Source organism: Terasakiella pusilla DSM 6293 (assembly GCF_000688235.1).
In the GTDB taxonomy this organism is placed as follows: domain Bacteria; phylum Pseudomonadota; class Alphaproteobacteria; order Rhodospirillales; family Terasakiellaceae; genus Terasakiella; species Terasakiella pusilla.
In genome coordinates this window covers 118,192-137,678 of sequence record NZ_JHYO01000001.1, presented here as the reverse complement: position 1 = coordinate 137,678, position 19,487 = coordinate 118,192, and the positions used below count along the sequence as shown (strand labels likewise).

Annotated in this window: 17 protein-coding genes; 12 read left to right on the top strand and 5 right to left on the bottom strand. The window is 51.5% G+C overall.

The window, feature by feature from the left end:
* Positions 1–4: 4 nt before the first annotated feature.
* From Q397_RS20375 to groL, 3 genes are all read left to right on the top strand, one after another.
* Positions 5–1,645, top strand: coding sequence for an ArnT family glycosyltransferase (locus tag Q397_RS20375; RefSeq protein ID WP_051609564.1), 1,641 nt, complete (start codon positions 5–7; stop codon positions 1,643–1,645).
* A gap of 129 nt (positions 1,646–1,774) precedes the next feature.
* Positions 1,775–2,065 (top strand): co-chaperone GroES, encoded by a 291-nt coding sequence (locus Q397_RS0100715; protein WP_028877785.1) that lies wholly within the window; start codon positions 1,775–1,777, stop codon positions 2,063–2,065.
* 57 nt (positions 2,066–2,122) lie between these two features.
* Positions 2,123–3,769: a chaperonin GroEL gene (gene groL / locus Q397_RS0100710; RefSeq protein ID WP_028877784.1), complete on the top strand. Its 1,647-nt coding sequence runs from the start codon at positions 2,123–2,125 to the stop codon at positions 3,767–3,769.
* Between the two features lie 100 nt (positions 3,770–3,869).
* Here the strand turns inward: groL and Q397_RS20370 are convergent, their stop codons facing one another.
* On the bottom strand, positions 3,870–4,106 hold the full coding sequence (locus Q397_RS20370) for a hypothetical protein (RefSeq protein ID WP_038012391.1): 237 nt from the start codon (positions 4,104–4,106) through the stop codon (positions 3,870–3,872).
* Between the two features lie 224 nt (positions 4,107–4,330).
* On the opposite strand from Q397_RS20370, the gene Q397_RS0100700 reads away from it, so the two are divergent.
* Positions 4,331–4,726 (top strand): hypothetical protein, encoded by a 396-nt coding sequence (locus Q397_RS0100700; protein ID WP_028877783.1) that lies wholly within the window; start codon positions 4,331–4,333, stop codon positions 4,724–4,726.
* Between the two features lie 67 nt (positions 4,727–4,793).
* On the opposite strand, the gene Q397_RS0100695 is transcribed toward Q397_RS0100700, so the two are convergent.
* Genes Q397_RS0100695 through Q397_RS0100685 form a run of 3 tightly spaced genes read right to left on the bottom strand, consistent with a single transcriptional unit; the run spans position 4,794 to position 8,512 of the window.
* Positions 4,794–6,398, bottom strand: coding sequence for an ABC transporter ATP-binding protein (locus tag Q397_RS0100695; RefSeq protein WP_028877782.1), 1,605 nt, complete (start codon positions 6,396–6,398; stop codon positions 4,794–4,796).
* Positions 6,395–7,417, bottom strand: coding sequence for an ABC transporter permease (locus Q397_RS0100690; RefSeq protein WP_028877781.1), 1,023 nt, complete (start codon positions 7,415–7,417; stop codon positions 6,395–6,397). The genes Q397_RS0100695 and Q397_RS0100690 overlap by 4 nt, the downstream gene beginning before the upstream one ends.
* Positions 7,418–7,420: 3 nt before the next feature.
* Positions 7,421–8,512: a microcin C ABC transporter permease YejB gene (locus tag Q397_RS0100685; RefSeq protein ID WP_028877780.1), complete on the bottom strand. Its 1,092-nt coding sequence runs from the start codon at positions 8,510–8,512 to the stop codon at positions 7,421–7,423.
* A 161-nt stretch (positions 8,513–8,673) separates the two neighbouring features.
* Here Q397_RS0100685 and ychF point away from each other — a divergent pair, with 161 nt between their 5' ends.
* The 8 genes from ychF (at position 8,674) to acnB (ending at position 18,598) form a co-directional block, all read left to right on the top strand.
* Complete coding sequence (ychF, locus tag Q397_RS0100680) at positions 8,674–9,777, top strand: redox-regulated ATPase YchF (protein WP_028877779.1); 1,104 nt, start codon at positions 8,674–8,676, stop codon at positions 9,775–9,777.
* 312 nt (positions 9,778–10,089) lie between these two features.
* Positions 10,090–11,658, top strand: a complete 1,569-nt coding sequence (locus Q397_RS0100675; protein ID WP_028877778.1) for an ABC transporter substrate-binding protein — start codon at positions 10,090–10,092, stop codon at positions 11,656–11,658.
* Positions 11,659–11,764: 106 nt separating this feature from the next.
* Entirely contained in the window at positions 11,765–12,751 is a 987-nt protein-coding gene (locus Q397_RS0100670; protein ID WP_038012389.1) for an ABC transporter permease, read from the top strand.
* Positions 12,751–13,680 (top strand): ABC transporter permease, encoded by a 930-nt coding sequence (locus Q397_RS0100665; protein ID WP_038012387.1) that lies wholly within the window; start codon positions 12,751–12,753, stop codon positions 13,678–13,680. Before Q397_RS0100670 ends, Q397_RS0100665 begins: the two co-directional genes overlap by 1 nt.
* A 5-nt stretch (positions 13,681–13,685) precedes the next feature.
* On the top strand, positions 13,686–14,003 hold the full coding sequence (locus tag Q397_RS25520) for an ATP-binding cassette domain-containing protein (RefSeq protein ID WP_205618777.1): 318 nt from the start codon (positions 13,686–13,688) through the stop codon (positions 14,001–14,003).
* The gene (locus tag Q397_RS20365; protein ID WP_338056260.1) at positions 13,997–14,668 is read left to right on the top strand and encodes an ABC transporter ATP-binding protein; all 672 of its coding nucleotides are present in this window, start codon (positions 13,997–13,999) and stop codon (positions 14,666–14,668) included. The genes Q397_RS25520 and Q397_RS20365 overlap by 7 nt, the downstream gene beginning before the upstream one ends.
* Entirely contained in the window at positions 14,665–15,645 is a 981-nt protein-coding gene (locus tag Q397_RS0100655; protein WP_028877775.1) for an ABC transporter ATP-binding protein, read from the top strand. The genes Q397_RS20365 and Q397_RS0100655 overlap by 4 nt, the downstream gene beginning before the upstream one ends.
* A gap of 367 nt (positions 15,646–16,012) precedes the next feature.
* Complete coding sequence (gene acnB, locus Q397_RS0100650) at positions 16,013–18,598, top strand: bifunctional aconitate hydratase 2/2-methylisocitrate dehydratase (protein ID WP_028877774.1); 2,586 nt, start codon at positions 16,013–16,015, stop codon at positions 18,596–18,598.
* A 100-nt stretch (positions 18,599–18,698) separates the two neighbouring features.
* Here acnB and Q397_RS0100645 read toward each other — a convergent pair whose 3' ends face one another.
* Positions 18,699–19,421, bottom strand: coding sequence for a response regulator (locus Q397_RS0100645; protein WP_028877773.1), 723 nt, complete (start codon positions 19,419–19,421; stop codon positions 18,699–18,701).
* Between the last annotated feature and the right edge of the window lie 66 nt (positions 19,422–19,487).

Below are 19,487 nucleotides of genomic sequence, written 5' to 3'. Positions count from 1 at the left end.
ACCGATGATCCAAAAAAACTGGTCTCCTCTCCTCTTTACTTTTTTGTGGGCTGTGCTGGTCGCTTTTGCGATTGCCTATCGCCCGGCTTTGCCCGTGGATGAAACCCGCTACCTTGCTGTTGCGTGGGAAATGTGGCTGGATGGCGATTATATTGTCCCGCACCTGAATGGGGAAACCTACAGCCATAAACCGCCCTTGCTGTTTTGGTTGATGAACGCGGGTTGGGCCGTCTTTGGGATGAACGAATGGTGGCCGCCTCTGGTCGCCCCGTTGTTTGGCTTGGCGTGTTTGTTTTTGACGCGATCTATGGCGCAAAAGCTCTGGCCGGACGAGCCGATGATTGCTGACCTGTCCCCTATCGTGTTGTTGGGTGCGGCTTTCTGGACCATCTTTACCACCGTTACCATGTTTGACATGCTGGTTGCGGCCTGTACCTTGTGGGCGCTGTATGGTGTCTTGGTTGCGTGGCGCGACGGCGGCGGCAAAGGCTGGGTCTATTTTGGTTTGGCGATTGGTCTGGGCATTCTGGCCAAAGGGCCGGTCATTTTGTTGCAGGTTCTGCCTGTGGCCCTGTTGGCCCCGGTTTGGGACCGTGAAGGTTTGGTGAAACAGCAATATGGTGCGTGGAAAGCGTGGTACGGCCGGATTGTGCTGGGGGTCTTGGGCGGGGCAGTCATCGGGCTTGCCTGGGCCGTGCCTGCCGGCATTTATGGCGGGGAAGAATATCGCAACGCCATTTTCTGGGGGCAGACGGCTGGCCGTGTGGTCGAGTCTTTCGCCCATGCCCGTCCGTGGTGGTGGTATCTCGCCGTCATTGGGCCGCTATTGTTGCCGTGGGCGATCTGGCCAACCATGTGGCGCAGTGCGTGGCGATCCGTCGGGACGCTCTGGTCTGAATCGGCGTCGCGTTTTTGTATTCTCTGGTTTGTGCCGATCTTTTTCGCTTTCTCCCTGATCAGTGGCAAGCAGTTGCACTATCTCTTGCCGATCTTTCCGGCGAGTGCCTTTTTGATGTCACGTTGGCTATGGCAATCGGATTTGTCGGACAGTCGACTGGGGCGCCTGTTACCAGCCGGGTTTTTTGCGGTGCTTGGGATGGTGGTGGTTGCCGTCCCGTATTTGCCACTTAAAAAATTACCCGACTGGGTGGGGTATCTGCCGACATACTGGATGGGGCTAACCGTTCTCGTGGCATTATATTTGCTGGTGCGTCCGTTAAAGTCGGTTGTGCAGTCGGTGGTGGGGTTAACGGTGTTGATGTCCACTTTTGTGGTGACCTTGCATCTGGCCCTTGCCCCCTATCTTTATGAAGAGTTCGATCTGCATGAGCTTTCCAACAAGATCAAGACCTTTCAGGATCGTGGAGATGATGTGGCTTTCGTTGGCAAATATCATGGCACCTTCCAGTTTTTGGGACGGCTTGAAAAACCGGTTCAGGAACTTGCAACCAGTCGTTCGGGCTATTCGATTGATGAATGGGTTGGCGCGCATCCGAACAGTGTCGTGCTAACCTTGTGGAAACGGGATGCACCGGACCATCCGGCAGTGAAGCATGTCGAAGATTTCCGTGGTGGGCACTTCATTTTGTTTGATAGCCGCCTGTTGGAGGGGGATCTCAGCCTGCTGGATCGTCGCGGGAAATAAAAAAATAACGATTCAATCCTTGACAGTTTTACGGTCTCCTCTTAACTCTGTTAGCACTCGGACCTAACGAGTGCTAATCATTGACTCGTTCGGGTCATTACTTTGGTGACTATCACGGAGTTTAAAACCATGAAATTTCGTCCTCTGCACGATCGCGTCCTCGTAAAACGCGTAGAGCAAGAAACTAAAACTGCTGGCGGCATCATTCTGCCGGAAGCAGCGCAAGAAAAACCATCTGAAGGCGTAGTTATCGCTGTTGGTTCTGGTGTACGCGGTGACAACGGTGAATTCGTTGCGCTTGACGTTAAAGCTGGCGACAAGGTTCTGTTCGGCAAATGGTCCGGCACAGAGATCAAGGTTGACGGCGAAGATCTGTTGATCATGAAAGAAACTGACATCATGGGTGTGATCGAAGGCTAAGCCTTAAACGACACAAACCATCCTATCTTTTGACTGCTTAAATAAGGGTCTAGCTAAATGGCTAAAGAAATCAAATTCGGCACAGAAGCTCGTGCAAAGATTCTTGAGGGTGTTGACCTTCTTGCAAACGCTGTAAAAGTAACACTGGGTCCGAAGGGCCGTAATGTTGTTTTGGACAAATCCTTTGGTGCGCCGCGCGTTACTAAAGACGGTGTGTCTGTTGCGAAAGAAATTGAACTGGAAGACAAGTTCCAGAACATGGGAGCACAGATGATCAAAGAAGTTGCGTCTAAAACAGCTGATCTGGCTGGTGACGGTACAACAACTGCGACAGTTCTGGCGCAAGCAATTGTCCGTGAAGGTACAAAAGCTGTTGCTGCTGGCATGAACCCAATGGACCTGAAACGCGGCATCGACACAGCTGTTACTGCTGTTGTTGCTGACGTTAAAGCCCGTTCCAAGCCGGTTGCGACAAACGAAGAAGTTGCACAGGTTGGTACAATCTCTGCAAACGGTGAAAAGACTGTTGGTGACCTGATCGCACAAGCGATGGAAAAAGTCGGCAACGAAGGCGTTATCACTGTTGAAGAAGCTAAAGGTCTGGACACGACGCTTGACGTTGTTGAAGGCATGCAGTTTGACCGTGGTTACACATCCCCTTACTTCGTGACCAACTCTGAGAAAATGGTCTGTGAGCTGGATAACCCGTACATCCTGATCAACGAAGGCAAACTGACTTCCCTGCAGCCGATGTTGCCGCTTTTGGAAGCGTCTGTTCAGTCTTCCCGTCCGTTGCTGATCATCGCTGAAGACATCGAAGGCGAAGCATTGGCAACTCTGGTTGTGAACAAACTGCGCGGCGGCCTGAAGGTTGCTGCGGTTAAAGCACCGGGCTTTGGTGATCGTCGTAAAGCTATGTTGCAAGACATCGCGATCCTGACAAACGGTCAGTTGGTTTCTGACGAACTCGGCGTTAAGCTGGAGAACGTGACAATCGACATGCTGGGGACAGCTAAGTCTGTTGTGATCACGAAGGAAGATACAACAATCGTTGAAGGTGCGGGCGATAAAGCTGAGATCGAAGCACGTTGCAACCAAATCAAAGCACAAGCTGAAGAAACTTCTTCTGACTACGACCGTGAAAAACTGCAAGAGCGTCTGGCGAAACTGGCTGGCGGTGTTGCTGTTATCCAGGTCGGTGGTGCAACTGAGATCGAAGTGAAAGAACGCAAAGATCGCGTTGACGATGCTCTGCATGCAACACGCGCTGCTGTTGAAGAAGGTATCATCTCCGGTGGTGGTACGGCGCTTCTGTACGCTGTACGTGCACTTGACGGTCTGGAAGGGGATAACCCTGACCAGAAAGTCGGTATCGACATCATCCGTCGTGCGCTGCAAGCGCCGATCCGTCAGATCGCTGAAAACGCGGGTCACGACGGTGCGGTTGTTGCGGGTAAACTGCTCGAAGGTACGGACGTTAAAATCGGCTTCAACGCACAGACTGGTGAATACACTGATCTGGTTGCAGCTGGCGTTATCGACCCGGTTAAAGTTGTTCGTACAGCTCTGCAAGATGCGGCTTCTATCGCTGGCCTGCTGATCACAACTGAAGCTATGGTTGCTGATAAGCCGGAAAAAGCTGGTGGCGCACCTGCTATGCCTGACATGGGCGGCATGGGCGGCATGGGTGGTATGGGCTTCTAAGTCCGACGCTTATTGCATACGCTTTAACGCAAAGAAAAAGGTCGCTACTGCAAAAGGTAGCGGCCTTTTTTTATATTTTTTTGGGGGACGGTGCCAAGGATCAGGAAACAGAACGCTGATCGGTTTTACGGAAGGCCTTTTTCTTGGCTCCGCAGCAGGGGCATTTCCATTTTTTACCCAGTTCTTCAAAGGCAAGACCGCCCATGGTCGCGGGGTTGTAGATAAAGCTGGAACATTCGCAAATCCAGCGTTGGGGCTCATAGGCCTTTAGGGTGCCAAGACTGGCAAGGGGCAACACGGCACGATCTTTTGTCAGTTCATTTTTAAAAAACCACATTTCACTCATTCCCTGTTTATGATGGTGGTGTGTTTATTTTAACGTGAAAGGGAGACTCTTTCATGACAGTACTGTGACATCGCTGCCAAAATGCAAGGCCGGATTATAACAAATTTGGACACAATAATTTTACTATTGGTTCAATTGTTTCTTTGAGTGAGTCGGCCTATTTTCTCCTCAACAGCGACACATGTTCGCTCTGACACACTTAGGAGACTAAAATTATGACACAGATTAAAACACTCGCCCTCACTGCTGCTTTGGTTGCTGGTACAGCTGCTTCTGCATTGGCTGGCACAGTTACAGAAACATCCAGCACATGGCAGCCGGGCTTTTATGCGGATGACGCACCAAACGGTTACACACGCACTGTCGAAGTTGACTACGACACAGGCTACAAAGCAGGCGGTGCAAGCGTTGTTAAAACCCTGACATCTAACCTGCCGTTTGACGGTGCTTCTGCTGATGAAAACGGCTACGAAAAAGTGGTTGTTACGTTTGACCCGTCACAAGTTGCAACAGCTTCTGCTTCTACAGACGCAGCAAAACCAGCGATCGTTAAAACATGGCAGCCGGGTTATTTAGCTGACGACAACGGTTACTACTACCTGACAAAATAAGTCCGTTGCTGACTTAAAGGTTCTCCCTGCAAAAAAAGGCCCTACCGAGTATTGGTGGGGCCTTTTTTTATGAGGTTATGGCTTTGTTTTCAAAAGCTGCTGCCATCAGGGCCTGGGTGTAGGCCGTTTGCGGCGCGTCAAAAATTTGATCGCGTGGGCCTTCTTCCACCACCTGTCCATTTTGCATGACAAGGACGTGATGGCTCATGGCGCGCACGACCTTGAGGTCATGGCTGATAAAGATATAGGTCAGGTTATGTTTGACCTGTAAGTCACGCAGCAACTCAACGATCTGCGCTTGCACGGACATATCTAGCGCGCTTGTGGGTTCATCCAGAATAATCAGGCGGGGTTTTAGGACAACGGCACGTGCAATGGCGATGCGTTGACGTTGCCCACCGGAAAATTCATGCGGGTAACGATCTTGTGCGTTGCGGGGCAGGCCGACTTCTTCAAGGATATCGCCAACGATCATGCGTCTTTTTTCGAGGCTCAGCTTTTCCGCATGGACACGCAAGCCTTCTTCAATGATTTGCTGCACAGACAGCCGCGGGGACATGGATCCAAAGGGATCCTGAAACACCATTTGCATGTCACTTCGCAAAGGGCGCAGGTCTTTCTGGGAGAGGGCTTGCAGGTCCTTTCCGTCAAAGATCAAGCCGCCTTGACTATCTTCCAGACGTAAGATCGCCCGGCCCAAGGTGGATTTACCTGATCCCGATTCCCCCACGATGCCCAGTGTTTCCCCCTCGCGCACGGTGAGGGAAATGCCATTGACAGCTTTTACGTGATCGACCGTGCGTTGGATGATGCCGCGTTTGATAGGATACCAGACCTTAAAATCTGTAACGTTCAGCAGGTCTCGCGGGTTATCCAGCTTTTGTGGCTCGCCACTGGGTTCGGCTGCGAGTAGTTTTTGGGTGTAGGCATGCTGCGGTGCGTTGAATATTTGGGCGCAGTCGGCCGCTTCGACAATCATACCTTCGTGCATCACACAGACGCGATCTGCCATGCCCCGCACGATCCCTAAATCATGGGTGATCATCAGGATCGCCATACCGAGCTTGGCTTGCAGGTCTTGCAGGAGTTTGAGAATTTGCGCCTGTACCGTCACATCAAGGGCGGTTGTGGGTTCATCGGCAATCAGGATATCCGGCTCGTTTGCCAAAGCCATCGCGATCATGATGCGCTGTTGTTGCCCGCCAGAAAACTGATGGGGCAGAGCCTTCAGGCGGTCTTCCGTGGTTGCACTTTCCAGCCCGACCAGTTGCAACAGTTCAATGACGCGTTCGCGCGCTTGGCGTTTGGTCATCAGCTTATGGACAAACAGGACTTCGCTGATCTGTTTTTCAATGGAATGCAGCGGGTTGAGGGAGTTCAATGGTTCCTGAAAGATCATGGCAATGCGGTTGCCACGGATGGTGTTGATGTAATTGCCCTTGGTTGCCAGCAAATCTTCCCCGTCAAACGTAATGCTGCCAGACGGATGATGGGCGCGGGGGTAGGGCAGTAATTGCAGGATAGACAACGCGCTAACCGATTTGCCAGACCCCGATTCCCCCACAAGGGCCAGTGTTTCCCCTTTTTTGAGGCTGAAGGAGATGCCGCGCACGGCTTCGCTGTCCCCAAAATTGACGCGCAGGTCTTTTATGTCCAGAAGGGCTTGGCTCATTGGAAAGTCTTTCGTGGATCAAAGGCGTCACGGGCGGCTTCCCCGATAAAAATCAGCAAAGACAGCATGAGGGAGAGGACGAAAAAGGCGGTTAGTCCCAGCCACGGCGCTTGCAGGTTATTTTTGCCCTGATTAAGCAACTCCCCAAGCGATGCGGACCCCGGTGGCAAGCCAAACCCAAGGAAGTCAAGCGCCGTCAGCGTGGTGATGGAGCCGTTGAGGATAAAGGGCAGAAAGGTGAAGGTCGCGACCATGGCATTGGGCAGCACGTGGCGCAGGATGATGGTGGTATCTGATACGCCAAGGGCTTTGGCAGCACGCACAAAATCAAAATTGCGCGCGCGTAAAAATTCGGCCCGCACCAGCCCGACCAGCTGCACCCACGAAAACAGGAGCATCAGGCCGAGCAACCACCAGAAATTCGGTTCCACAAAACTGGCAAGGATGATCAACATAAAGAGTGTCGGCAGGCCGGACCATATCTCGATAAACCGTTGCCCAACAAGATCAATGGTCCCGCCGAAATAGCCTTGTACCGCCCCAACCGCAATGCCGATGGCGGAACTGGCGACTGTCAGGATCAAGCCAAAAAGGACGGAAATCCGAAAGCCGTAGATCAGCCGGGCCACCACATCGCGGCCCTGATCGTCAGTGCCCAGCCAGTTATCCGCGCTAGGTGGGGCAGGGGTCGGGACCGTCAGGTCGTAGTTGATACTGTCATAGCTGTAGCGCACGAGGGGCCAGACGATCCAGCCGCCGGTATCGGTGATGAGAGCCTGAACCTCCGGGTCACGATATTCGGCTTCGGTTTCAAAAAAGCCGCCGAAGGTGGTTTCGGGATATTCTTTTAAAAACGGGGTGTAAAGTCCACCGTCATAGGACACCAACAGCGGTTTGTCGTTGGCGATCAGTTCCGCAAAAAGCGAGACGAGAAACAGCGCGAGAAACAGCCAGAGCGACCAGTAGCCGCGTCGGTTTGTTTTAAAGTTCTGCCAGCGGCGTTCATTTAAAGGGGACATTGTTTAAGACCTCGCATCAAAGTCAACGCGCGGATCAATGATATGGTACATCACGTCACCGATCAGGTTCATAATCAACCCCAACAGGGTAAAGAAATAGAGCGTGCCAAAGACCACCGGATAATCCCGGTTGATGGCGGCTTCAAACCCCAACAGGCCCAACCCGTCGAGGGAGAAAATAATCTCTGTCAATAACGATCCGGTAAAGAACACACCGATAAAAGTGGCAGGAAAACCCGCAATGACAATCAGCATGGCATTGCGAAACACATGGCCATAAAGCACACGGTTTTCAGCCAGTCCTTTGGCGCGCGCCGTGATGACATATTGTTTGTTGATCTCTTCCAAGAACGAATTTTTGGTCAGCATGGTCAGGCTGGCAAATCCGCCAATGACCATGGACAGCACAGGCAGCGCAATATGCCAGAAGTAATCCGTGATCTGCCCCCATGTACTGAGGTCCGCCCAGTTATCCGACGTGAGGCCCCGAAGGGGGAACCAGTCAAAATAGCGCCCGCCCGCAAACAGAACGATCAGCAGGATCGCAAACAAAAAGCTGGGGATGGCATTGCCCAGAATAACCGCACCGCTGGTCCAGACATCAAAGCGCGAGCCATCGCGGATGGCCTTTTTGATACCAAGGGGGATGGAGATCAGATAGACGAGCAACGTCGTCCAGATACCCAGAGAGATGGAAACCGGCATTTTATCCAGGACCAGATCGACGACGGTTTCATCGCGGTAAAAACTTGTGCCGAAGTCAAAACGCACATAATTGCCGAGCATCTGGAAAAAACGTTCATGGGCCGGTTTGTCAAAGCCGAATTGCTTTTCGATTTCCTGAACCAGATCAGGTGGCAGGCCTTGCGCCCCACGATATTGCGAGTTGGCGCCGGAAGAAGAGGAGGATCGCACTTCCCCACCCCCAGTGCCGGAGACACGCGCGGTCGCGTCGACCGCTTCGCCTTGGATTTTGGCCAGCATTTGTTCCACGGGGCCACCGGGTGCTGCCTGAATGATGACGAAGTTCAGCACCATGATGCCAAACAGGGTCGGAATTATCAGCAATAGGCGTCGCAGAATATAAGCGAGCATGAATGGGTTCTGTCTCTGTTGAATAGGGTTCCTTCATATAGTTTTAGGTGAAGCAGCCGTTACGGGCAAGGCGAAAATCTATTGCTTTTAGTTGACGAACGGGGCGTGGCGCGCTATGCGCTGTAGCAGTTTTTTTATGGATAGATTGTGGATCAAGTCTCATGGGTTTTAACTGCGGTATCGTCGGCCTGCCGAATGTGGGTAAATCGACACTTTTCAACGCGTTGACATCAACAGCAGCGGCAGAAGCGGCAAACTTCCCCTTCTGTACCATTGAACCCAACACCGGACGGGTTGGTGTCCCAGATGATCGTTTGTATAAATTGGCAGAGATCGCAGGGTCCGCAAAGATTATCCCGACGCAGTTGGAGTTTGTGGATATTGCCGGTCTGGTGCGCGGTGCGTCCAAAGGCGAAGGTCTGGGCAACCAGTTTTTGGCAAACATTCGTGAGGTTGATGCGATCATTCACGTGTTGCGTTGTTTTGAAGATGACAACATTACCCATGTTGATGACAGTATTGACCCGATCCGTGATGCGGAAACGGTAGAAACGGAATTGATGCTGGCTGATCTTGATAGCTTGGAAAAACGCGAGCAAGCCTTGATCAAGCGTGCCCGTGGCAATGACAAAGACGCCGCAGCAACCCTGAAGATTGTGGAACGTTGCTTGGAAGTCCTGCGCGAAGGCCAACCCGCCCGTGTGGTGGAACGTCGCGATGCAGACGAAGAAAAGCTGTTCCAGATGTTGCAGTTGTTGACGTCCAAGCCTGTCCTTTACGTTTGTAACGTCGAAGAAGATAGCGCCGCAGAAGGCAATAGCATTTCAGCGCGTGTCTTTGAAAAAGCAGCGAGCGAAAATGCACGTGCCGTTGTGATTTCTGCACAGATTGAAGAAGAAGTGTCCAAACTGGACAGCGAAGAAGATAAAGCGGATTTTCTGGAAAGCCTAGGTTTGGAAGAAACGGGTCTGGCCCGTATCATCCGCGAAGGCTACAAGTTGTTGAACCTGCTGACCTTCTTTACCGTTGGTCCGAAAGAAGCGCGCGCTTGGACCGTGCGTGTGGCCTCTAAGGCACCGCAAGCCGCTGGCGTGATTCATACGGACTTTGAGCGTGGCTTTATTAAGGCAGAAACCATTGCCTTTGAAGATTACGTCGAATTTAACGGCGAAACCGGTGCAAAAGAAAATGGCAAAATGCGTCAGGAAGGTAAGGAATATGTGGTGAAAGACGGTGATGTCTTCCACTTCCGTTTCAACGTCTAAGCATCTGCGCATTCGTTCTTTTGAAAGAGGCTCCTTCGGGGGCCTCTTTTTTGTTAGGTGTCGCAAAAATTCGGGCCGTTTTTTCGATTCGTTTTGGTGCGTTGCAATATTATTGAAATATTTTGACCAACTGGTTCGAAAAATTGAAAGTATCGATTGAAATTATTTCTTTCGTCGCAAGTTTATGAAGGGGATCGTTTTGTGCTGGATTTTGTTTTGAAAAGAGGCACAATCAATACCTTTATTACGTATACGTAATCTGAAGCTGTAGTTCTGTACTCAGAATAAACAGCAAAAGGGAGACTAAAATAAATGAAACTTCGTAAGTTAGGGATGGTTGCACTTGTTGCTGCTGCGACTGTCTTCGGGATGGGCGTATCCGCACCAACCCACGCCAAGACACTGAAAATGGCCTATGACGCCGATCCAGTGTCTCTTGATCCAATGGAACAGCTTTCCGGCGGCACGTTGCAAATGTCCCACATGGTCTTTGACCCGCTGATCCGTTTCGCCAAAGACCTGTCCTATGAAGGCCGCTTGGCAACGAAATGGGAACAAGTGAACGAAACCACCATGCGTTTCCATCTGCGCAAAGGTGTCAAATTCCATTCCGGCAATGACTTCACGGCAAACGATGTCGCTTGGACATTGGACCGTTTGAAAAAAAGCGCAGACTTTAAAGGTCTGTTTGAGCCGTTCACCGGTTCTAAAATTGTTGATGACTACACCATCGAGTTGATGACGGCTGAGCCTTATCCGCTGGTCTTGACCATGATGACATACCTGTTCCCGATGGATTCCAAGTTCTACACGGGTACAGACGCGAACGGTAACCCGAAAGACATGCTGAAAAAGCATGGTGATGCCTATGCGTCTACCAATGAGTCTGGCACGGGTCCGTACGTGGTTGTAAGCCGTGAGCAAGGTGTGCGCGTTGAATTCAAACGTTTTGCCGACTATTGGGATAAAGAGTCCAAAGGCAATGTGTCTGAAATCATCCTGACGCCGATTAAAGAAGCCCCGACACGTGTGGCGGCTTTGCTCGCAGGTGATATTGACTTTATCGCACCGGTGCCACCGACCGATCTGAAACGTATTGAAGATCATGACGGATCCAACCTTGTGACCATGACGGGCACACGTATCATCACGTTCCAAATGAACCAGGAACGCGTTGAAGCATTTAAAGACAAGCGCGTACGTCAAGCGATTGTTTATGCCGTCAACAACGAAGGTATCGTTCAAAAGATCATGAAGGGCTTCGGCACCGCAGCGGCACAACAGTCCGCAGCAGGTCAGCTGGGTCACGTTGAAGCGCTGAAACCGCGTTATGATCTGAAGAAAGCCAAAGAGCTGATGAAGGAAGCCGGTTATGAAAAAGGCTTCAACATCACCATGATGGCACCGAACAACCGTTATGTGAACGATGCGAAAATTGCGGAAGCTGTTGCGTCCATGCTGTCTAAAATCAACATCAAAGTTGACCTGACAACCATGCCGAAAGCGCAATATTGGCCGAAATTTGACGAACGTGCGGCTGACATGATGATGATCGGCTGGCACCCGGATACAGAAGATTCTGCAAACTATTCAGAATTCCTGCTGATGACCCCGAACAAAGATACAGGTAAGGGTCAGTACAACTCCGGTAACTATGCAAATGCTGAACTGGATGCGCTGGTGAACAAAGCCAACACCATCACAGATCAGGCAGAGCGTAAGAAGCTGTTGCAACAAGTTGAGCAACTGGCTTACGACGATGCTGCATTTGTGCCGCTGCATTGGCAGAACCTTGCTTGGGCTGCCCGTAAAGGCGTCCACATCGAAGACATCGTTAACGTGATGAACTTCCCGTACATGGGCGATCTCGTTATCGATTAAAAGACGGCTAAAAGGCTGGTGTAAGGGATTTTACACCAGCCTTTTATTTTTTGTCCGCCGACCGTAAGGCGGACTGTTTCACATACTTTCTGGGCTGGTGCGAAAAATGGCTTATCTTGCCTTTTTCATTAAACGATTTTTCCAAGCCGTCATTGTGATGTTTGTCATCTCCTTGATTGGCTTTTCCATTCAGGACAATCTCGGTGATCCGTTGCGCGAAATGGTTGGTGTTTCTGTGTCTGAAGCAGAACGCGAAGCTTTGCGTGATGAAATGGGTCTGAATGATCCGTTCTTTGTGCAGTATGGGCGCTTTTTGTCCAAGGCTGTGCAGGGCGATCTGGGGGATTCCTATTTCTTTAAACGTCCGGCGCTGGACGTGATCATGGACAAATTTCCGGCGACATTGGACCTTGTGATCGGGGCGACGATTATCATTTTAGGGGTCTCTATTCCCTTGGGATGTTATTGTGCGATCCGACCGAGAAGCTTTATAGCCAAGGCAACCATGGCGCTGAGTATTGTTGGGATCTCTGTACCCGTCTTTCTGACGGCGATTTTCTGTATTTATTTGTTTGCGGTGACTTTGGGCTGGCTGCCGTCCTTTGGACGCGGCGAAGACCTTGTGGAAATCTTCCCCGGTTGGGAAACGGGTTTCCTCAGTCTGGGCGGCTTGCGTCATCTGATTTTGCCAAGTTTTGCGCTGTCTTCCATTATGTTGCCCCTGTTTATCCGCCTGATCCGATCTGAAATGATGGAAGTGCTGGAACAGGATTACATCAAATTTGCCTGGGCCAAAGGGCTGGCACCGCGTCGCGTCTGGTTTTTACATGCCTTTAAAAACACCTTGTTGCCGGTTGTGACTGTGGGCGGTGTGCAGATTGGCATTATGTTGGCTTATACCATCCTGACAGAAACCGTGTTTCAATGGCCGGGGCTGGGCTTTATGTTTATTGAAGCGGTCAATCGTGTGGATACGCCGTTAATCATTGCCTACATCATTGTGGTGGGTCTGATCTTTGTGGCCACCAACACGATTGTTGATTTGCTTTACACGTTCATCAACCCAACTGTCCGCATTATGGGGAAAGGCTGATGAGTAAGTTTAAAACGTTTTTGCAATCGGACTTTTTTCACCATTTTAAGTCCGACCGTGTGGCGATGATCAGCTTTAGCGTGATCTTCCTGTTTTTTATGGCCGCGTTGTTTGCGCCGGTTCTGTCGCCGTTTAATCCGCATGACCCGTCCCAGATTGATATCATGGACAGCGAAATTCCGCCGGTTTGGTCGAGCACCGATCACGCCGAACCGGATGAACGCTTTCTGTTGGGCACTGATGCCCAAGGGCGCGATATGTTGTCGGCTATCCTTTATGGTCTGCGTATTTCCATCACCATCGGCCTGTTTGCCGTTGTGGTCCAGATGGGCCTTGGCATTGCCATCGGTCTGATCTCTGGCTACATGGGCGGTCGTGTGGATGCCTTTTTCATGCGTCTGGCGGATATCCAGTTGTCTCTCTCCACGATGATGATTGCCATTATCGTGCTCGCGATCTTTCAGGCCAGTTTTGGGGCTGAACTTTATGAGGAGATGGCGATCTTTATGCTGGTCATGGTGATCGGCATCGCGGAATGGCCGCAATATGCCCGCACCATCCGGGCCAGCGTCTTGGCGGAGAAGAACAAGGAATATGTGGATGCCGCCCGTGTGATCGGTCTGAGTTCCCCAACCATTATGGTGCGCCATATCCTGCCAAACACCTTGTCGCCTTTGTTGGTGATCTCCACCGTGCAGGTGGCAAATGCCATTATCTCGGAAGCGGCTTTGTCCTTCCTCGGGTTGGGGATGCCGGTGACGACGCCGTCTCTTGGCTCGCTCATCAGTGCCGGGTTTGAGTTTATCTTCTCCGGTTCATGGTGGATTACGACGATCCCGTCCCTTGTGCTGATCACGCTGATTTTGACCATCAACCTGCTGGGTGATTGGTTGCGTGATGTGCTTAACCCCAAACTCTATAAAGGGTGATCGACATGCCACTTCTTGAAGTTAAAAACCTGCATGTGGAATTTCCCACCCGCCGGGGGGTGCTCAAAGCCCTGCGCGACGTGAATTTCACCGTCGATAAGGGCGAGCGTCTGGGCATTGTGGGGGAATCGGGTGCCGGTAAATCTTTGGCAGCCTTTGCCATTATTAACCTGTTATCCAAACCCGGTCGTGTTTCACAAGGCGAGATTTTGTTTGAAGGCACGGACCTGACCAAGCTTAATGATACGGAGCTGCGTTCTATCCGTGGCAACCGGATTTCGATGATTTTCCAAGATCCGATGATGACACTGAACCCGTGTTGACCATCGGCACGCAAATGATCGAAACCTTGCGCGCCCACCGCAATATCAGCAAGCAAGAAGCTCGATTGATTGCAATCGACCGCCTCAATGAAGTCCGTATTCCGTCCGCGGAAAAACGACTGGATTCTTATCCGCACGAATTGTCGGGCGGGATGCGCCAACGGGTGGTTATCGCCATCGCTTTGTTGACGCAACCGAGCCTGATCATTGCGGACGAGCCGACAACCGCGCTGGATGTGACCATTCAGGCGGAGATCATGTCGTTGATGCTGGATCTCTGTAAAATGCATAATGTGGGCATGATCCTGATTACGCACGATCTGGCTGTTGTGTCGCAAGTGACGCAAAAAACCATCGTGATGTATGCCGGACGGGTTGCCGAACAGGGGCCAACGTCAGAGGTTATCCAAAACCCGCGCCATCCTTACACCAAAGGCTTGATGGCGGCCCTGCCGCAGCAAAACCAGGCGGGCAAGCGTTTGTATCAAATCCCCGGTTCCATGCCGACATTGGATGCGATGCCACAGGGCTGTCCGTTTAATCCGCGCTGTGAGTTTGTCGGGGAGCGTTGTTTGCAGGACGTCCCGGACCTTGAAGATATGGGCGGGCATTTGGTCCGCTGTTTCAAGGCCCATGAATTACAAGAAAGCGGGAGCCTGTCATGAGCACGCCGTTAGTTGAAGTAAAAGAAATCCACAAAATCTTTGAAGTGGGCGGGCATTTTCTGCAACGTGAAAAGCCGAAAGTGCGTGCCATTAATGATGTGAGCTTGCAGATCAAGGAAGGGGAAGCCTTCTGTCTGGTGGGCGAGTCCGGTTGTGGGAAGTCCACGCTGGCCCGCACCGTCATGGGGTTGTTGCACCCCAGTGCGGGGGAAATTCAGTATCGTGGCGCACGGATTGATAACCTGAAACATAAGGACCGTCTGCCCTATCATCGCAAGATGCAGATGATCTTCCAGAACCCGTATGCATCGCTCAATCCGCGCCGCACGATCCAAAAGACGTTGGAAGAGCCGCTGCGTTTCCATTTCCCCGAAATGAGTGACAAGGATGTGAAGGAAAAGGTCGAAGAGGTCATGACCTCGGTCGGGAACGATCCCAGTTGGGGCAAACGTTATCCGCACGAATTTTCCGGTGGGCAGCGTCAGCGTATTTCCATTGCGCGGGCTTTGATGGTTGACCCGGACTTTGTGGTCGCGGATGAACCGATTTCTGCCCTTGATGTGTCCATTCAGGCGCAGGTCTTGAATGTGATGATGGATGCGCAGGAAAAACGTAACCTGACCTATCTGTTCATCACCCATGATCTCTCTGTGGTGGAACATTTTGGCACCACCGTCGGGGTGATGTATCTGGGTACCTTGTGTGAGCTGGCCGATACCAAGACCCTGTTCAGCAAACCGCGCCATCCTTATACGCAGGTCTTGCTGTCTGCCATTCCGCGCCTGACGTGTGAGGAAATGGATCACACCAAACTGACGGGGGAAGTGCCAAGTGCCATGAACCTGCCGTCTGGCTGTGTCTTCCATAACCGCTGTCCGTATGCCAACGAGCGCTGCAAACGCGAAATCCCGCTGCTGCGTAAACTGGAAGATGGCGCGGCTGTGGCCTGTCATGCGCTGGAAGAAGGGCGCATTTAAATCTGGCCGTTTTCTCGCAACCGAATCCGGTTTGTGAAGTAACATAAAAAGGCGATATCCTGCCCAATGCTGCGATTATGTCGTACGCGGGCGGGGTGTCGTTTTTTTATTTTTAGCCTGTCGCGTTAAAAGGTGGGCCTATGCTAAGCAATTGAGGTGGCGAGACTCTTTGAACAGGTCTTACCAAAAACATCTTTAAACGGTCTGCTTGGTAATACCAGAGGCTAGGTTTTCTGCGCTTTTTCAAGGGTTTAGAGGCTGGACATTTGGGTCGGTTTGTGGTGTATATAGCCCACGTTTTTTTGAGGTATCCGCAAAATGGGCGGCTGTCTCTATAATTGACTCTTGCATAAGCGGAGGAAGTCCAGTGCTAGAAGAATATCGCAAACATGTCGAAGAGCGTGCTGCTCTCGGTATCCCCCCTCTGCCGCTGTCCGTTGAACAAACAACGGCTTTGGTTGAACTTTTGAAAAACCCGCCTGCGGGTGAAGAAGAAACATTGGTTGAACTGCTGACATATCGCGTTCCGGCTGGTGTGGATGATGCCGCGCGCATCAAAGCAGGTTTTCTGGCACAGGTTGCCAAAGGTGAAGTCGCCTGTGGATTGGTTTCCAAACAAAAGGCAACCGAACTGTTGGGCACCATGTTGGGTGGCTTTAACATCGAGCCAATGATCCAGTTGCTGGACGATGCAGACGTAGGCGAAGTTGCGGCAGAAGGTTTGAAGAAAACCCTGCTGGTCTTTGATTACTTCTTCGACGTGAAAGAAAAAGCGGACGCGGGTTCTGCAAACGCGAAAGCGGTTTTGCAGTCTTGGGCGGATGCAGAATGGTTTACCTCCAAGCCGGAAGTTCCAGAAAGCATGAAGCTGACGGTCTTCAAGGTCACGGGTGAAACAAACACAGATGACCTGTCACCGGCACCGGATGCGTTTACACGTCCTGATATTCCGATGCACGCGCTGGCGATGTTGAAAAACCCGCGCGACGGCATCACACCGGAAGAGCCGGGCGTACGTGGCCCGATCCAGTTCATCGAAGACCTGAAAGCCAAAGGCAACCTGATTGCTTATGTGGGTGACGTTGTTGGGACCGGGTCTTCACGTAAATCTGCGACAAACTCTGTTTTGTGGTGGACAGGCGAAGATATCCCTTATGTGCCGAACAAGCGTTTCGGTGGTGTCTGTCTGGGTTCCAAAATCGCGCCGATTTTCTACAACACAATGGAAGATTCCGGTGCGTTGCCGATCGAGTTGGACTGTTCCAACTTTGATATGGGCGATGAAATCGAACTGCGCCCGTATGAAGGCAAAGCGCTTAAAAACGGCGAAGTTGTTTCTGAATTTAAAGTCAAATCCGACGTGATCTTTGACGAAGTTCGCGCGGGTGGTCGTATTAACCTGATCATCGGTCGTGGCCTGACAGCCCGTGCCCGTGAAGCACTGGGCTTGCCGGTGTCTGAGCTGTTCCGCGTTCCGGCGGAACCGGAAGATACGGGCAAAGGTTACACACTGGCACAGAAAATGGTCGGTAAAGCCTGTGGCCTGCCAGAAGGTAAAGGCATCCGTCCGGGCACTTACTGTGAGCCAAAAATGACGACTGTTGGGTCTCAGGATACAACGGGTCCGATGACACGTGACGAGTTGAAAGACCTGGCGTGCCTTGGCTTCTCCGCTGATCTGGTGATGCAGTCTTTCTGTCACACCTCTGCTTATCCGAAATTGGCAGACGTGAACACACATAAGACATTGCCTGACTTCATGGAAACACGCGGTGGTGTGGCCTTGCGTCCGATGGACGGGGTTATTCACTCTTGGCTGAACCGTCTTCTGTTGCCGGATACTGTCGGTACAGGCGGTGACTCCCACACACGTTTCCCGCTTGGGATTTCTTTCCCGGCTGGGTCCGGTCTGGTGGCGTTTGGTGCGGCAACAGGTGTTATGCCGTTGGATATGCCAGAGTCTGTCCTTGTTAAGTTCACAGGTGAACTGCAAGAAGGTATCACGCTGCGTGATATGGTTAACGCCATTCCGTTGTACGCGATCAACCAAGGCCTGCTGACAGTTGAGAAAAAAGGCAAGAAGAACATCTTCTCTGGCCGTATTCTCGAAATCGAAGGTCTGCCGGATCTTAAAGTCGAGCAAGCGTTCGAACTGTCTGACGCGTCTGCGGAACGTTCTGCAGCGGGTTGTACGGTTAAGCTGAATGAAGAGCCGATCATCGAATATATGCGTTCCAACATCACCCTGATGAAGTGGATGATCGCGGAAGGCTATGAAGATGCACGTACATTGAAGCGTCGTATCGAAGCGATGGAAGAGTTCATTGCGAACCCGGCTTTGATGGAACGTGACGAAGATGCAGAATATGCAGCCGTCATCGAGATCAACATGAACGACATTAAAGAGCCGATCGTGGCTTGTCCGAACGACCCGGATGATGTGAAAACATTGTCTGAAGTTGCCGGTCAGCACATCGATGAGGTCTTTGTGGGTTCTTGTATGACAAACATCGGTCACTTCCGCGCTGCGGGTAAAGTACTGGATGGCATGTCTGATCTGCCGACACGTCTGTGGATCGCACCGCCGACCAAAATGGACCAAGCGATCCTGACCGAAGAAGGCTATTACAGCATCTTGGGTAAAACAGGCGCGCGTATGGAAACACCGGGTTGTTCTCTCTGTATGGGTAACCAGGCGCAAATCCGCAAAGGGTCTACGGCGATGTCTACCTCTACCCGTAACTTCCCGAACCGTTTGGGTATTGATACCAACGTTTATCTGGGGTCCGCTGAATTGGCCGCCGTTTGTGCACAATTGGGCAAAATCCCGACAAATGAAGAGTATCAGGCGAAAGTCAAGCCATTGAACGAGAATGCTTCTGAAGTGTATCGTTACATGAACTTCGACCAGATCCCGTCTTTCGTAGAGAAAGCGGCAACTGTCGAAATGTAAGGCTTTGATGCTTTAAAAGAAAAACCCCGCCGGTGAAAACGGGCGGGGTTTTTTAATGTCTGATTTGTTGAAGGATCAGGTCGCAATGATCGGACTGCACTTACGAAATATCGACTTCCGGTGTGAAGATATAGCCTGCCCCATAGACGGTTTTGATCATGGTCGGTTCTTTCGGGTCGGCCTCGATTTTCTGGCGTAAATGCCCGATATGCACATCGATGGAGCGATCAAAGGGCGATGATTCCCGACCACGGGCAAGGTCCAGCAATTGATCGCGGCTTAAAACCCGGTTGGGATGGCTGGCAAGGGCGCATAACAGGTCAAATTGCGCGGCTGTTAAAGGCGCTTCGACCCCTTCCGGATTGATCAGCTTGCGCGCCATACGGTCCAGTTTCCAGCCGGCGAAGCGCATTTCAGAAATATCTTTGCCTTGTGGGACGGCTTTGGACTGACCTTTAGCACGGCGCAATACACTGCGCACACGGGCGCGTAACTCGCGCGGTTCAAACGGTTTGGAAATATAGTCATCTGCCCCGAGTTCCAGACCGATCACCATGTCGGCTGTTTCTCCCATACCGGTCAGAATGATGACAGGGATATGGTTTTCACCCCGGATATCACGCAGCAGGTCAAGGCCGTCTTCGCCTTGCAACATCAGATCAAGGACGACCATATCAACATCACCCTTGGCAAGGGCTGCCTTCATCTCTTGTCCGCTTTGGGCTGATGTGGCCCGAAAGCCGACACCGGTGAGGCAGCGTTCAACCAAAGCGCAGATATGTGGTTCGTCATCGACGACTAAAATATGGCCCGTGTCTGTCATAGAAACCCTGTCATTGTTAATTTTTTTTCAGATTTTAGCCGAGTTTGCAGGTGCGGGAAAGTTTTT